The sequence below is a fragment of the Amycolatopsis sp. lyj-346 genome, assembly GCF_046548975.1.
Lineage (GTDB): Bacteria > Actinomycetota > Actinomycetes > Mycobacteriales > Pseudonocardiaceae > Amycolatopsis.
On sequence record NZ_JAJPWT010000012.1, the window covers coordinates 176739 to 191071 of the forward strand.

The window sequence follows — 14333 nt, forward strand, 5'->3', positions numbered from 1 at the left end:
GCGTAACGCTTTCACCAACCGCCGGAAGCCCCCTCACCAGCGGCGAGGGGGCTTCCGGTGAAACCCGTCGATCAGACGACCGCGAGCGGCAGCGCGGTCGGGTGGACCGGGGCCGGGAGGTCCGACGCTCCGGTCAGGTACGTGTCCACCGCGTTGGCCACCGACCGGCCCTCCGCGATCGCCCACACCACCAGCGACGCGCCGCGGTGCGCATCCCCGCAGACGAACACGCCCGGGGACTCCGTCTGCCAGTCCGCGCCGCACGACAGGGTTCCGCGGCGGGTCAACGAGAGGTCCAAGCCCGAAAGCAGCGGCATCTCCTCGACGCCTTCGAAGCCGATCGCCAGCAGGACCAGGTCCGCCGGGAGGGTCTCGACCTCGTCGTTCACCGGGATCACCTCACGCCGCCCGGTCGCCGGGTCCTTCTGGACGCGGACCTGCTGCAGCTCCACCGCCGTCACGCGACCATCGGAGGAACCGACGAACCGCTTGACCGCGACCGCGAACTTCCGCTCGCCCGCCTCCTCGTGCGCCGCGTACGTGCGCAGGATGTACGGCCAGGTCGGCCACGGCGACCGCTCGTCGTCGCGGGTGGTGGGCGGCATCGGGTACTGGTCGAGCTGCGTCACCGACAACGCGCCCTGGCGGGTGGCCGTGCCGTAGCAGTCCGCGCCGGTGTCGCCGCCGCCGATGATCACCACGTGCTTGCCGTGCGCGTCGATCGACGGCGGGCCGTCGCCCTCGACGTACTTGTTGGCCGGGACCAGGTGCTCCATCGCCAGGTGGATGCCGGCGAGCTCGCGGCCCGGCGTGGTCGTGTCGTCGCGGCCGCGCAGGGCACCGACCGCGAGGACGACGGCGTCGTACTGCGCGCGCAGGTCCTCCACCGACAGGTCGACGCCGACCTCGCAGCCGGTGACGAACCGGGTGCCTTCCTTGCGCAGCTGCGCCAGGCGCCGGTCGAGGACCTTCTTCTCCATCTTGAACTCGGGGATGCCGTAGCGCAGCAGCCCGCCGAGCCGGTCGTCGCGCTCGAAGACGGTGACCTCGTGCCCGGCGCGGGTGAGCTGCTGGGCGGCGGCGAGCCCGGCCGGCCCGGAGCCGACGATCGCCACCCGGCGGCCACTGGACACTTCGGACACCTGCGGCTGGACGTAGCCCGCTTCCCAGGACTGGTCGGCGATCGTCTGCTCGACGCGCTTGATCGACACCGGCCCGCCCGAGGCCGGCGAGATGGACAGCACGCAGCCCGCCTCGCACGGCGCCGGGCACAGCTTCCCGGTGAACTCGGGGAAGTTGTTGGTCGCGTGCAGCCGGTCGCTCGCCGCGGCCCAGTCGCCGCGGCGGACCAGGTCGTTCCACTCCGGGATGAGGTTGCCCAGCGGGCAGCCGGAGCCGCCGGAGTGGCAGAACGGGATGCCGCAGTCCATGCAGCGCGACGCCTGCTTGCGCACCTGTTCGTTGCGCTCGCCCGGCGCGACGTCCGCGTAGACCTCGCCCCACGAAGAAAGCCGTTCCTCTTTGGACTTCTTCTTCGGCTCTTCGCGTTCGTACTTCAGGAAACCCGTCGGGTCAGCCACGAGCGGCCTCCATGATCGCCTCGTCGACGTCGCGGCCGGCGGCACGGGCCGCCTTCGCCGCGTCCAGGACCCGCTGGTAGTCGCGCGGCATCACCTTCGTGAACGCCGCCGAGCGGCGCGGCCAGTCGCCGAGCAGCGAGGCCGCCACCGCGGAGCGGGTGAGATCGTAGTGCTGTTGCACGGTTTTCTTCAGCCACGCCAGGTCGTCGGCGGTCGGCCGCAGCAGGTCCACCATGTCCTGGTTGACCTTCTTCGCGTCGACGTCGAGGACGAAGGCGATGCCGCCGGACATGCCGGCCGCCAGGTTCCGCCCGGTCGGGCCGAGCACCACCGCGCGGCCGCCGGTCATGTACTCGAAGGCGTGGTCGCCGACACCCTCGGCGACGACCGTGGCGCCGGAGTTGCGGACGCAGAAGCGTTCGCCGACCTGGCCGCGCAGGAAGATCTCGCCCCCGGTGGCGCCGTAGGCGATCGTGTTGCCCGCGATCGTCTGCGCCTCGGCCGCGAAGGACGCCTCCGGGTCGGGGCGGACGACGATCCGGCCGCCGGAGAGGCCCTTGCCGACGTAGTCGTTCGCGTCGCCGACCATGTCGAGGGTGATGCCGCGCGGCAGGAACGCGCCGAGCGACTGGCCCGCGGAGCCGGTGAGCGTGACGTGGATCGTGCCCTCGGGCAGGCCGTCGCCGCCGAAGCGGCGGGTGATCTCCGAGCCGAGCAGCGTGCCGACCGTCCGGTTGACGTTGCGCACCGGCAGCTCGATGTTGACCTGGTGCGCGTCCTCCAGCGCCGCCTCGGCGAGCTGGATGAGCGTGCGGTCCAGCGCGTGCTCGAGGCCGTGGTCCTGACCGCGGGTGCGCCGCTTGGCGCCGCCGTAGGCCATGCTTTTAAGTGACTCAGCCGAAGGCATTTCGAAGATCGGCGACAGGTCCAGCCCGGACGCCTTCCAGTGGTCGACGGCCTCGTCGGTGTCCAGCAGCTCGGCGTGGCCGATGGCCTCGTCGAGGGTGCGGAAGCCCAGTGCCGCCAGGGTTTCCCGGACTTCTTCGGCGACGAACGTGAAGAAGTTCACCACGTGCTCGACCTGGCCGGTGTAGCGCTTGCGCAGCTCGGGGCTCTGCGTGGCGACGCCGACCGGGCAGGTGTCGAGGTGGCAGACGCGCATCATGATGCAGCCCGCGACGACGAGGGGGGCGGTCGCGAAGCCGTACTCCTCGGCGCCGAGCAGTGCCGCGATGACGACGTCGCGCCCGGTCTTCATGGCGCCGTCCACCTGCACGGTGATCCGGTCGCGCAGGCCGTTGAGCAGCAACGTCTGCTGGGTCTCGGCGAGGCCGATCTCCCACGGCGTGCCCGCGTGCTTGAGCGAGTTCATCGGCGACGCGCCGGTGCCGCCGTCGTGGCCGGAGATGAGCACGACGTCCGCGTGCGCCTTGGACACACCGGCCGCGACCGTACCGACGCCGAGCGAGGACACCAGCTTCACGTGGATGCGGGCGTGCTCGTTGGCGTTCTTCAGGTCGTGGATCAGCTGGGCCAGGTCTTCGATGGAGTAGATGTCGTGGTGCGGCGGCGGCGAAATGAGGCCGACACCCGGCGTCGAGTGCCGGGTCCGCGCGATCCACGGGTACACCTTGTTCGGCGGCAGCTGGCCGCCCTCGCCGGGCTTCGCGCCCTGCGCCATCTTGATCTGGATGTCGTCGGCGTTGACGAGGTATTCGCTCGTGACGCCGAAGCGGCCCGAAGCGACCTGCTTGATCGCGCTGCGGCGCTCGGGGTCGTAGAGCCGCTCGGGGTCCTCGCCGCCCTCGCCGGTGTTGGAGCGGCCGCCGATCCGGTTCATCGCGATGGCCAGCGTTTCGTGCGCCTCGGCCGAGATCGAGCCGTACGACATCGCGCCGGTGTTGAAGCGCTTGAAGATCGCTTCGGCGGGTTCGACCTCGTCGAGCGGCACCGGCTCGCGGACGCCGTCCTTGAACGAGAACAGCCCGCGCAACGTGCCGCCCTCGCGGTAGAGGCGGTGCACCTCGTCGGTGTACTTGCGGTAGACCTCGTCACGGCCGGTCTTGGACGCGTGCTGCAGCAGGAACACCGTCTCCGGCGTGAACAGGTGCAGCTCGCCCTCGCGGCGGTAGGCGTACTCGCCACCGGTGTCGAGTCCACGGTGGACGCGGTCGGTCGGGTTCTCCGGGTACGCGCGGCGGTGGCGCGTCGCGACCTCTTCGGCGAGCACCTCCAGGCCGACACCGCCGAGCTTCGACGACGTCCCGGTGAAGTACTCGTCGAGCAGGTTCTGGCTCAGGCCGAGGGATTCGAAGACCTGGGCGGCGGTGTACGCGCCGACCGTGGAGATGCCCATCTTGGACATGATCTTCAGGACGCCCTTGACCAGCGCCTGCACGTAGTTGCGGATCGCCTTGGCGGCCTCGATGCCGGTGACCGCGCCCTGGCCGATCATGTCTTCGATGGTTTCGAAGGCCAGGTACGGGTTCACCGCGGCGGCGCCGTAGCCGAGCAGCAGCGCGATGTGGTGCACCTCGCGCGCGTCGCCGGATTCGACGACCAGCGCGACGCGCAGGCGTTCCTTGGTGCGGACCAGGTGGTGGTGCACCGCGGACACCAGCAGCAGCGACGGGATCGGCGCCATCCGGTGGTCGGAGTCGCGGTCGGACAGCACCAGCGTGCGCGCGCCGGCCGCGATCGCCTCGGACGCCTCCCGCCGGACGCGCTCGATCGCCGACGCCAGCGCCTCGGCGCCACCGTCTGCTTCGTACAGTCCGGAAAGGACACTGCAGGCGAAGCCGGGGAGGTCGCCGTCGTCGTTGATGTGGATGAGCTTGGCGAGCTCGTCGTTGTCGATGACCGGGTACGGCAGCTTCAGGTGCCGGCAGGAGGCCGGTCCCGGAGCCAGCAGGTTGCGCTCCGGGCCCATGATCCGCGCCATGCAGGTGACGAGCTCCTCGCGGATCGCGTCCAGCGGCGGGTTCGTGACCTGGGCGAAGTTCTGCTTGAAGTAGTCGTAGAGCAGCCGGGACCGCTTCGACAGCACCGCGGGCGGGGTGTCGGACCCCATCGAGCCGATCGGCTCGGCGCCCTTCTCGGCCATCGGCGCGAGCAGGATCTTGAGCTCTTCTTCGGTGTAGCCGAAGGAAAGCTGGCGCCGCAGCACGGAGTCGTGGCTCTGCACGACGTGGTCGCGGTCGGGCAGCTCGGCGATCTTGAGCAGGCCCGCGTGCAGCCACGAGTCGTAGGGCAGCTCGGCGGCCAGCGCGGACTTGACCTCTTCGTCGTCCACGATCCGGCCGGCCTCGGTGTCGACCAGGAACATCTTGCCGGGCTTGAGCCGCCCCTTGGCGACGACGTCCTTGGGGGCGACGTCCAGGACACCGGCCTCGCTGGCGAGCACGACGCGGTCGTCGGCCGTGCGCCACCAGCGCGCCGGGCGCAGGCCGTTGCGGTCCAGGACCGCGCCGACCAGGCTGCCGTCGGTGAAGGTGACGCAGGCCGGGCCGTCCCACGGTTCCATCAGGCTGGCGTGGAACTGGTAGAAAGCGCGGCGCGCGGGCTTCATGGTGGCGTGGTTCTCCCACGCCTCCGGGATCATCATCAGCACCGCGTGCGGCAGCGACCGGCCGCCCAGGTGCAGCAGCTCGAGGACCTCGTCGAAGGACGCCGAGTCCGACGCGTCCGGCGAGCAGATCGGGAACAACCTGCTCAGGTCACCGGGGATGACGTCGGATTCCAGCAGCGCCTCGCGGGCCCGCATGCGGTTGCGGTTGCCGCGGATGGTGTTGATCTCGCCGTTGTGGGCCACGAACCGGAACGGGTGCGCCAGCGGCCACGACGGGAAGGTGTTGGTGGAGAAGCGGGAGTGCACCAGCGCGATGGCGCTTTCCAGGCGTTCGTCACGCAGGTCGGCGAAGAACGCGGGCAGCTGCTCCGGCGTCACCATGCCCTTGTAGACGAGCGTTCGCGAGGACAGGGACGGGAAGTACGTGCCACAGCCGGCGTTCGCGCTTTCGTGCTCGACGCGCTTGCGCAGGCAGAACGCGAGCCTGTCCAGCTGCAGGCCGGTTTTTCCGTCGCCGGAGACGAACAGCATGGCGAAGTGCGGCATGACCGAGCGGGCGGTCGGGCCGATGTCGGCGCGGTCGGCGTCGACGGGGACCTCGCGCCAGCCGAGGACCTCCAGGCCCTCTTCGACGGCAATGCGTTCGGCCAGGCCGACGGCCTTGCGGCGCTGCTCGGCGTCCTGCGGCAGGAACGCGATGCCGGCGGCGTAGGCGTGCTGGCCGTGCTCGTCGGGGATGGGCAGCTCGAAGCCGGCTTCGGCGCGCAGCAGCGCGTCGGGCAGCTGGAGCAGGATTCCGGCGCCGTCGCCGGAGGTGGGCTCGGCGCCCGCGGCGCCGCGGTGGTCGAGGTTGGTCAACGCGGCCAGGCCGTCGGTGACGATGCCGTGGGAGCGGCGCCCGCGGATGTCGGCCACCATGGCCACACCGCAGGAGTCCTGTTCGGTCTCCGGGTCGTACAAACCCTGCTTGCCGGGAATGGCGGAGAAGATCAACGGGACCTCCTTCGTCGTCTTGTCGTGCGGGGCCGGGCTACCGGCCGGGGAGCGCACGGGACGACGATGGCCCGCTTGTTAGCGCGACTTTAACACCTGGGAAACACCGCAGCAGCACTTCAGAGCGCACCGGACAGCGTCGGACGGTAACGATCTGGCTGCGTGGAACGACATAGTTCCTGATGGGCTCCCGGCAGTTCGTTCCGTGAGTATACGGCCCGGAAACCTTGGTCAAGTCCAACGTGACGTGATCGGCGCACTGTGTCCCGAGTCACTAGAACGTGTTACATTTCGCCGCATGATCCTCGATCGGTTCAAGCTCACCGACCAGGTCGCGGTGGTCACCGGCGCGGGACGCGGAATCGGCGCGGCCACGGCCGTGGCCCTCGCCGAAGCGGGCGCCGACGTGGTCATCGCCTCTCGCACTTCTTCGCAGCTCGACGAGGTCGCCGCGCGTGTCTCGGCGGCCGGCCGCCGGGCGGTCGCGGTGCCGGTGGACCTGTCCTCCCCCGACGCGGCGGCCGCGCTGGCCGCCACGGCGGTCGCGGAGTTCGGCCGGCTCGACCTGGTGGTCAACAACGTCGGCGGCACGTACCCGCGGCCGTTGCTGGAGTCCTCGGTGGAGTTCATGGAGGAAGCGTTCCGCTTCAACGTGGCCACGGCCCACGCCCTGACGGTCGCGGCGGCGCCTTCGCTGCTCGAGACGGGCGGCTCGGTGGTCAACATTTCGTCGGTGCTGGGCCGGGTGAGCGGCCGCGGCTTCGCGGCGTACGGAACGGCAAAGGCGGCCCTGGCGCACTACACGCGCCTGGCGGCGGCGGACCTGGCCCCCCGCGTGCGGGTGAACGCGATTTCGGTGGGTTCGGTGGCGACGTCGGCACTGGACATCGTGGTCGGCAACCCGGACCTGAAGTCGAAGATGGAGTCGGCCACCCCGCTGCGGAAGATCGGCGAGGCGGAGGACATCGCGGCCACGGTGGTGTTCCTGGCCTCGCGGGCCGGCGGCTACCTCACGGGCAAGATCCTCGAGGTCGACGGCGGCTTGCAGGCACCGAACCTGGAACTGGGCCTGCCCGACCTCTGACCCTGTTGGCAACCAGCCAGCACCCCAATGTGGCCTTGGTTGCGCTCAACGCACCCAATGTGGCCTTCGGTGCGCCCAACGCACCCAATGTGGCCTTCGGTGCGCCCAACGCACCCAATGTGGCCTTCGGTGCGCCCAACGCACCGAAGGCCACATTGGGGCGCTGGTGGCCCCGCCCCGCCCCGCCCGCCCTGCCCGGCAGAAGCGGCCGGGTACGCCGAAGGCCGCCGGCGAGCGAACTCGGTGGCGGCCTTCGGAAAGCGGGCTGTCAGCTCTCGCTGGTCTTCTTCGGCTCCTCGGCCGGGGGGTCCTCCGACGCGGGCTTCTCGGCGGAAGCCGGGGCGTCGGCCGTCACCTTGGCGGGCTCGGGCTCGGCGGCGGCCGCCTGCTCCGGTTCGTCAGCAGGCGCCTCCGCGGCGACCGGGACCTCGTCCGGCCCCGGGGTGTCCTTGCCCCGCAAGGTCTCCGGTGCCTCCCGCGGCCCCCGCTTGCCGGCGAGCACGAAGTACACCACCGCGCCCGCGAACAGCAGGATCGACGTCCACACGTTCACCCGCAGCCCGAGGATGTGGTTCGCCGTGTCCGTGCGCATCATCTCGATCCAGCCGCGGCCGGCCGTGTAGCCCGCCACGTACAGCGCGAACGCCCGGCCGTGGCCGAGCTTGAACTTGCGGTCCGCCCACACCACCAGCAGCGCGACCAGCAGGTTCCAGAGCAGCTCGTACAGGAACGTCGGGTGGACCGGGCTCTCCGGCAGCGGGATGTGCCCCGTCGCGATGCCGTTCAGGAGGTTGTCCGGGTCCTCCGGGTTGAAGCGCTGGTAGACCTCCAGGCCCCACGGCAGGTCCGTGTGCGCTCCGTACAGCTCCTGGTTGAAGTAGTTGCCGAGGCGGCCGATCGCCTGCGCGACGACGATGCCGGGGGCGACCGCGTCCGCCATCGCCGGCAGCGGGATGCCGCGGCGGCGGCAGGCGATGAGCGCGCCCACCGCGCCCAGGGCGATCGCGCCCCAGATGCCGAGGCCGCCGTCCCAGATCGCGAACGCCTTCCACGGGTTGCGGCCCTCGGCGAAGTACAGCTCGGGGTCGGTGATCACGTGGTACAACCGGCCGCCGACCAGGCCGAACGGCACCGCGAACACCGCGATGTCGATCACCGTGCCCTTGGTGCCGCCGCGGGCCACCCAGCGCCGCTCGCCCCACCAGATCGCCACGATGATGCCGGCGATGATGCACAGGGCGTACGCGCGGAGCGGGATCGGTCCCAGGTGCCAGACACCGCGGTCGGGGCTGGGGATCGTCGCGAGAAAGGCGCTCATCACGCGGCCACCGTAGCGCTAAGGCACCGGAGCATCCAAGGCGGCCAGGTACCCCGCCACCAGCGCGTGCGCGACCTGGGTGACGGCTTCGTCACGCGGGAGGAACCGGTCGTCGTGCAGGCTCGGCACGCCCGCCGTGTCGCCGAGGCCGACGAACAGCATCAGGCCGCGGGTTCCGCCGCCGCAGTAGTGGGCGAAGTCGTCGGCGCCGAACGACCGGAACCCCTCGTCGACGACGAAGCCGGCGTGCCGCAGCCACTGCTGCGCGCCCGCGGCCAGCGCCGGGTCGTTGTCCAGGACCGGCTCGCAGGGGCTGATCTCCAGCTCGGCCGTGCAGCCGTGCGACCGCGCGGTGCCGTGCACGATGTCCGCGAGCGTCTCCAGGGCGCGCTCGCGGTCCTTCGTGCGCATCAGGCGCAGCGAGCCGAACGCGCTCGCACTGTTCGGGACGACGTTCGCCGCCGTCCCGCCCTGGATCCGGCCGATCGAGCAGACCGCGCCGAACACCGGGTCGATCCGGCGCGACGCGAGCTGCTGCAGGCTCACGACCAGCTGCGACAGCGCCAGGATCGGGTCGCGCAGCAGGTGCGGGTAGCCCGCGTGGCCGCCCTGGCCGCGCATGATCACCTCGAACTCGTCGGTGGAGGCGTTCACCGGGCCCGGCGCCGCCGAGACGACGCCGTGCGCGATCCGCGGCTGGACGTGCGCGCCGATCACCGCGTCCACCCGGTGCTCGGCCAGCACCCCGGACTCGACGACGTCGAGCGCGCCGGGCGGCGACGTCTCCTCCCGCGGCTGCAGCAGCGCCAGGATCGGCCGTGGCACGCCGACGCGCACCGCGGCCCGGCAGACCGCGACCAGCGCGGCGAGGTGGACGTCGTGGCCGCAGGCGTGCATCAGCTCGTTCCCCGACGCCCACGGCACCCCGGTGCCCTCCAGCACCGGAAGGGCGTCGAGCTCGGCCCGCAGCGCCACGGCCGGGCCCGTGCCACCGGGCAGCGGGATGGCCCGCCCGGTCTTGGCGACGCGGATGCCGTTGCCCGCGCCCAGCGCGCCGGCGACCAGCCGGGCGGTGTCCTCCTCGTCGCCGGAACCGCGGGGGTCGGCGTGCACGGCGTGCCGGAGCTCGACGGCGGCGGGCAGTTCACCGGCGATCGCCTGCGTCCACCGGGTCCACAGATCACTCACACGTGCTCCAAGCGGTAGATCCTCTTCGCGTTCTCGTGCCCCACCAAAGCACACAGCCGGACGGCGTCCTTTTCGGACATCGCGCCGGCGGCCAGTGCCGCGCGGACGAAATCCGACAAACCCTGCCGGAACAGGGCGGTGCCCAGGTGGTACAGCTCGGCCAGGCCGAACGCGTCGGTGGAGAAGAGCACCTTCCCGAACGGCGCGATCTCCAGGAGCTCGGCCAGCACGGCGGGCGCCCGGAACCCCGCGTTGTGCGTGATGAGCCCGGCGTCGACGAACACGTGCTCGAAGACCTGCGCCAGATACGCGGCATGGCGGTGGAACGGGTAGTTGTGCAGCAGGAGGATCGGCACGCCGCGGTCGCGGGTCGCCCGCAGCAGCCCGGTCAGCAGCAGCGGGTCGCAGCGGTGCAGGTCGACGTCGGCGTCGCCGTAGCCGACGTGGAACTGCACCGGCAGCCCGAGCTCGAGGCCGGTGAACACGAGGTGCCGGTGCAGCACCTCGTCGGCGAGCCGTCCCCCACCTCCGGCGAGCCACCGCCCGGCCGCGGCTTCGACCTCCGGCGGCGACGGCCGCTCCCCCGCCAGCCCGAGCCCGACCCGGTAGGCCGCGATCGACTTGAGCCCGACGGCGGTCTCAGCGCGTTTCCCCAGCTCGTCGGCGAAGGCGGCGGCGAACCCGCGGGCCGTCGTCCCCCGGATCACCGCCTCCGCCACCTGCTCCAGCCGGACGACGTCGTGCGCGCGGGTGCCCGCCAGTGCGGCGAACTCCGGCGTGGTGGTCGGCGAGTCCGGCAGGAAACCGCCGTCCAGGAGGAAATCGGTCGTCCCGGTGCCCCGCAGGAACCGCCGGGCCACCTCGGCCGCGCCCAGCTCGGCGCGGCGTTCGAGGTAGGCCTCGGCCGGGGCGTGCTTCGGCAGGTCGAGCACGGGCGCGCAGCGTTCGCGCACGGCCAGCCCGATGAGCGAGTCGAACAGGCTCGTCCCCAGCGGCGACGGCGCGTCGGCCTCCGTCAGCATCGCCTCGAAGTCCGCGCGGGCGACGTCCCGGGTGACGACGCCGTGGCAGTGGTGGTCCACCAGCGGCAGATCCGCGACGTACGGGAGCAGGTCGGTCATGCGCCTCCGTCCACTGTGCCGAGCCTCTCCCCCCACCCTACGAGCGAACCGCGGCGCCGACAGGACGGCGAGTCCCGGCCACCACGGGAACGAGCTGTCGAGCGGCTGAGACCCGCCTGCCGCGTAACACGGCTGCCCGTCGACACGACCTGTGCGGGAAACGTCCTCAATCAGGCTGGAGAACCCTCCATGACGCCCCGCACGTTCGTCGCCGTCGCAGCCTTTGCCGTCGCCCTCGGCGCGCTGATCCTGCTTGGGGTCCCCGTGAAGGCAACCGCCTCGGGCGGGCAATCTGTGGCGTGCGGGAGCGGGTTCCACACGGACACGAGCCAGGCCGCGCACGATGCGAACGTCAACGCGCTGACTAACGCCTACGCAGCCGACGCCGGCGCCGGCTGGAGGCTGTCCGACGGCACTGCTGGCTACCGGGCAGCCTGCGACAGCGCGCTATCGACGCGCCGCGGTTTCGGGTGGGGCTTGCTCGCGCTCGGCGGAATCGTGCTCGTCGGCGCATTGGTGGTGCGTCGCCCCGAACAGGCTGGACGTCCCCCAGCAGCAGCGGCGTAGGCGGTACGCAACGATGCCCCTGCCCCGGTGCCGCAAGGGCTACGGGCAGGGGCATCGTTCGTGCCCCGGAGTCCATCCGGGCTGCACTGCCGCCACGCGATTCGGCACCCCCCTGCCAGACGGCGAGTCCCGGCATCGCCCTGGACGGGTTTCGGCGGTGTCTGCCACGATCTTCACCTCTTTCTTCGGGTGAAGCACAGCGACGGGAGCAGGATGAGCCGGCTTGATCGGGCAGAACTCGCGCAGCAAGGCGCACTCCGGGCCGACGGCCTGCGCGCCGCCGGGGTGGAGCTCGTCGCGCTGACCTTCGTGGACAACAGCGGCATCGTGCGGGTGAAGGCCGTGCCGGTGGACCGGCTGTGGTCGGCGGCGGCGTGGGGTGTCGGCGCGTCGAATTCGTTCGACTTCTTCCTGGCCACCGACGACATCGTGGGCGGTGCGCATTCGCGCGGCCCGGTCGGCGATCTGCGGCTGCACCCGGACCTCGACGCGCTCGTGCCGCTGGCCGCGCAGCCGGGCTGGGCGTGGGCGCCGGCGTGGCGGTACGACCAGGAAGGCGAGCCGCACCCGCAGGACGCGCGGGCGCTGGCCGCGGCGGCGACGGCCCGGCTCGCGGAGCTGGGCTACAACGCGCGGACGGCGTTCGAGATCGAGTGGGTGATCACCGCGGCCGACGCGCCGGACGACCCGCGCTCGGCCACCGCGGGCCCGGCCTACGGCTTCGCGCGGCTCTCGTCGCAGGCGGGCTACCTGCGCGCGCTGGTGTCCACGCTGGCCGCCCAGGGGGTCGCGGTGGAGCAGATCCACCCGGAGTACGCGGCCGGGCAGTTCGAGGTGTCCGTGGCGGCCGGCGACCCGGTGCGCGCGGCGGACGTCGCGGTGCTGGCGCGCGAGACCATCCGGACGGTCAGCGAGCAGCACGGGCTGCGGGCGTCGTTCACCCCGAAGTTCGCCCCGGACGACGTCGGCAACGGCGGCCACGTCCACCTGAGCCTGTGGGACGGCGACCGCAACCTGTGCGCCGGCGGCGACCGGCGGTTCGGGCTCACGGAGACGGCGGAGGCGTTCGGCGCCGGCATCCTCTCGCGGCTGCCGGCGCTGCTGGCCATCGGCGCGCCTTCGGTGCTCAGCTACCTGCGGCTCGAGCCGCACCACTGGGCCGGCGTGTTCCGGGTGTGGGGGCTGGAGAACCGCGAGGCACCGCTGCGGCTGGTCCAGGGCCCGGCCGGGCAGCGCGAGCGGGCCGCGAACTTCGAGGTCAAGTGCTTCGACCTGACGGCGAACCCGTACCTGGTGGTGGCGGCGCTGATCTTCGCGGGCCTGGCCGGGGTGCAGGCGCGGGCGAGCTTGCCGGAGCCGGTCGACGTCGACCCCGGAACGCTCCCCGGCGCCGAGCGGCTGCCGACGTCGCTGGCCGACGCGGTGACCGCGTTCGAGGCGGACGCGGCGCTGACGACGGCGTTCGGCCCGGAGCTGGCGGCGACGCTGGTGGACGTCCGCCGCGCCGAGCTCGACCGGCTCGGCGCCCTGCCGCCGGACGAGCTGTGCGCCGTGATGCGGTACCTACATTGACTTGAGCGCCTTGGCGACCTCGCTGCGCAGCTGCGGCAGCTTCGCGTAGAGGCGGTCGCCCGGGCACTGGGTGTTGTAGAAGTCGCGGTGGCCCTTGATCTCTTCGACCGGGATGCCGTACTGGCGGCAGATGTAGGCGCAGAAGACGACGAGCGAGGCGAACTGCGTCTCGGGCGGCTCGACGCTGGTGTAGAGGCCTTCGCTTTCGATGCCGATGGCGTTGGTGTTCTGCCCGGGGCAGTGCGCGCCCTGGATCATGGTGGTGCGGCCGCGCACCGCGTCGAGGCTGCCGTGCCGCCCTTCGAGCCGGTACCCGCCGCGGCTGACGGTGAAGTGCTGGCCGGTGTCGGACCAGCCGTTGTTGTCGATGTGGTCCGCCTGGCAGTCGCGCGCGACCTGGAAGGCGTGGGCGAGGGAGTAGTCGGTGCTGTTGGCGCTGGCGATGTGGTGGATGAGGATCCGGTTCGCCGGGTGGTCGAGCGTGGTGAGCGCATCGGCGGTCGGCCGCGCACCCCATTCGGCACAGCTGTAGATCCGCGGCTCGGTGGTCCCCGCGGCTTGCGCGGCTCTCGGGAGGACCAGACCGGCGGCCCCGGCGACGGCGAGGCCGGCGGCACCGCGGAGGAAGGTGCGCCGCGGGAGGTGTGCGATGTCCATGGGGCGGACTGTGGCGCGGCGGCGTACAGCTTTCGTACAAAAGCCGGTCACACGAGGCGGATTGTGGCGTTGATGGGCCGGGTGAGCTCGATTTCCGCTTTGTCGCTCTTGGCGATGGGCTGGTAATCGTCGCCTTGGAGTTCGAACAGGGTCGCCGCGATGGGCTCGCCGGGTTCGACCAGGAGGTAGTACGGGATCAGGGCTTCGGCGTAGATGGCCCGCTTGAGGATCCGGTCTTGGATCTTGGTCGACGGCGAGACGATTTCCGCCACGAGCACGACCTGTTTCTCAGTGAGGCTCACGCCCTGCAGCCCGGGTTCATCGGTTATCACCAGATCGGGGATAACCAGGCGATTCCCGCGGTTGCCCAAGACCAGGTTCGCGCCCGGGAACACTTCGAACCTCGGCTCCGCACCCGTGTCGAGCTGGACCGTGAGCACGCGAACCAGCCGCTGGTGTTCCAGCCGCGGCCACGGGCTCACGAGGAGAGCCCCGTCCACGAGTTCGATTCGCTGGAGCGAGGTCTGGTCCTCGGGGAGGGCGAGCACCTCGTCGACGGTCCAGCCATCCGGCCGTGGAGGAATGCTGAACTCCGCCCGAGACTCAGTCGGTGCTGCCATCGCGGTTCACCTCCGCTCGCGCCGCCCGCCGTGGGTCTGTCCCAGTGTGACAGCGTTCAGTCCGC

10 protein-coding genes are annotated in these 14333 nt (G+C 71.5%); 3 read left to right on the forward strand and 7 right to left on the reverse strand.

All coding sequences use genetic code 11. The features are described 5' to 3' along the window. Positions 1–71: 71 nt before the first annotated feature. Complete coding sequence (locus ACLJQE_RS30770) at positions 72–1580, reverse strand: glutamate synthase subunit beta (protein ID WP_410643013.1); 1509 nt, start codon at positions 1578–1580, stop codon at positions 72–74. Further along, positions 1573–6141, reverse strand: a complete 4569-nt coding sequence (gltB, locus tag ACLJQE_RS30775) for a glutamate synthase large subunit (protein ID WP_410643149.1) — start codon at positions 6139–6141, stop codon at positions 1573–1575. The genes ACLJQE_RS30770 and gltB overlap by 8 nt, the downstream gene beginning before the upstream one ends. A gap of 298 nt (positions 6142–6439) precedes the next feature. On the opposite strand from gltB, the gene ACLJQE_RS30780 reads away from it, so the two are divergent. Continuing rightward, positions 6440–7225, forward strand: coding sequence for an SDR family oxidoreductase (locus tag ACLJQE_RS30780; protein ID WP_410643014.1), 786 nt, complete (start codon positions 6440–6442; stop codon positions 7223–7225). 268 nt (positions 7226–7493) lie between these two features. On the opposite strand, the gene lgt is transcribed toward ACLJQE_RS30780, so the two are convergent. Genes lgt through ACLJQE_RS30795 form a run of 3 tightly spaced genes read right to left on the reverse strand, consistent with a single transcriptional unit; the run spans position 7494 to position 10852 of the window. Beyond that, positions 7494–8543 carry a prolipoprotein diacylglyceryl transferase gene (gene lgt / locus ACLJQE_RS30785; protein ID WP_410643015.1) on the reverse strand — a complete coding sequence of 350 codons (1050 nt, stop codon included), beginning with the start codon at positions 8541–8543 and terminating at the stop codon, positions 7494–7496. A gap of 18 nt (positions 8544–8561) precedes the next feature. After that, positions 8562–9731 carry a M20 metallopeptidase family protein gene (locus ACLJQE_RS30790; protein WP_410643016.1) on the reverse strand — a complete coding sequence of 390 codons (1170 nt, stop codon included), beginning with the start codon at positions 9729–9731 and terminating at the stop codon, positions 8562–8564. Further along, on the reverse strand, positions 9728–10852 hold the full coding sequence (locus tag ACLJQE_RS30795; RefSeq protein ID WP_410643017.1) for an amidohydrolase family protein: 1125 nt from the start codon (positions 10850–10852) through the stop codon (positions 9728–9730). The genes ACLJQE_RS30790 and ACLJQE_RS30795 overlap by 4 nt, the downstream gene beginning before the upstream one ends. A 189-nt stretch (positions 10853–11041) precedes the next feature. Between ACLJQE_RS30795 and ACLJQE_RS30800 the strand changes: the two genes are divergently transcribed. Both ACLJQE_RS30800 and ACLJQE_RS30805 read left to right on the forward strand, forming a co-directional pair. After that, positions 11042–11419: a hypothetical protein gene (locus ACLJQE_RS30800; RefSeq protein ID WP_410643018.1), complete on the forward strand. Its 378-nt coding sequence runs from the start codon at positions 11042–11044 to the stop codon at positions 11417–11419. Positions 11420–11632: 213 nt separating this feature from the next. After that, positions 11633–12991 (forward strand): glutamine synthetase family protein, encoded by a 1359-nt coding sequence (locus tag ACLJQE_RS30805; RefSeq protein ID WP_410643019.1) that lies wholly within the window; start codon positions 11633–11635, stop codon positions 12989–12991. On the opposite strand, the gene ACLJQE_RS30810 is transcribed toward ACLJQE_RS30805, so the two are convergent. Next, positions 12983–13648, reverse strand: coding sequence for a peptidoglycan recognition family protein (locus tag ACLJQE_RS30810; protein WP_410643020.1), 666 nt, complete (start codon positions 13646–13648; stop codon positions 12983–12985). The two genes, ACLJQE_RS30805 and ACLJQE_RS30810, sit on opposite strands and share 9 nt — an antisense overlap. A 47-nt stretch (positions 13649–13695) precedes the next feature. Further along, the gene (locus ACLJQE_RS30815) at positions 13696–14268 is read right to left on the reverse strand and encodes a Uma2 family endonuclease (RefSeq protein ID WP_410643021.1); all 573 of its coding nucleotides are present in this window, start codon (positions 14266–14268) and stop codon (positions 13696–13698) included. Between the last annotated feature and the right edge of the window lie 65 nt (positions 14269–14333).

What these genes read in the sequence shown, in the direction of transcription:
- ACLJQE_RS30800 (WP_410643018.1), top strand. Translation starts at nt 11,042, where the DNA reads ATGACGCCCCGCACGTTCGTCGCCGTCGCAGCCTTTGCCGTCGCCCTC.
- ACLJQE_RS30815 (WP_410643021.1), bottom strand. Translation starts at nt 14,268, where the DNA reads ATGGCAGCACCGACTGAGTCTCGGGCGGAGTTCAGCATTCCTCCACGG.
- ACLJQE_RS30805 (WP_410643019.1), top strand. Translation starts at nt 11,633, where the DNA reads ATGAGCCGGCTTGATCGGGCAGAACTCGCGCAGCAAGGCGCACTCCGG.
- ACLJQE_RS30795 (WP_410643017.1), bottom strand. Translation starts at nt 10,852, where the DNA reads ATGACCGACCTGCTCCCGTACGTCGCGGATCTGCCGCTGGTGGACCAC.
- ACLJQE_RS30780 (WP_410643014.1), top strand. Translation starts at nt 6,440, where the DNA reads ATGATCCTCGATCGGTTCAAGCTCACCGACCAGGTCGCGGTGGTCACC.
- lgt (WP_410643015.1), bottom strand. Translation starts at nt 8,543, where the DNA reads ATGAGCGCCTTTCTCGCGACGATCCCCAGCCCCGACCGCGGTGTCTGG.
- ACLJQE_RS30810 (WP_410643020.1), bottom strand. Translation starts at nt 13,648, where the DNA reads ATGGACATCGCACACCTCCCGCGGCGCACCTTCCTCCGCGGTGCCGCC.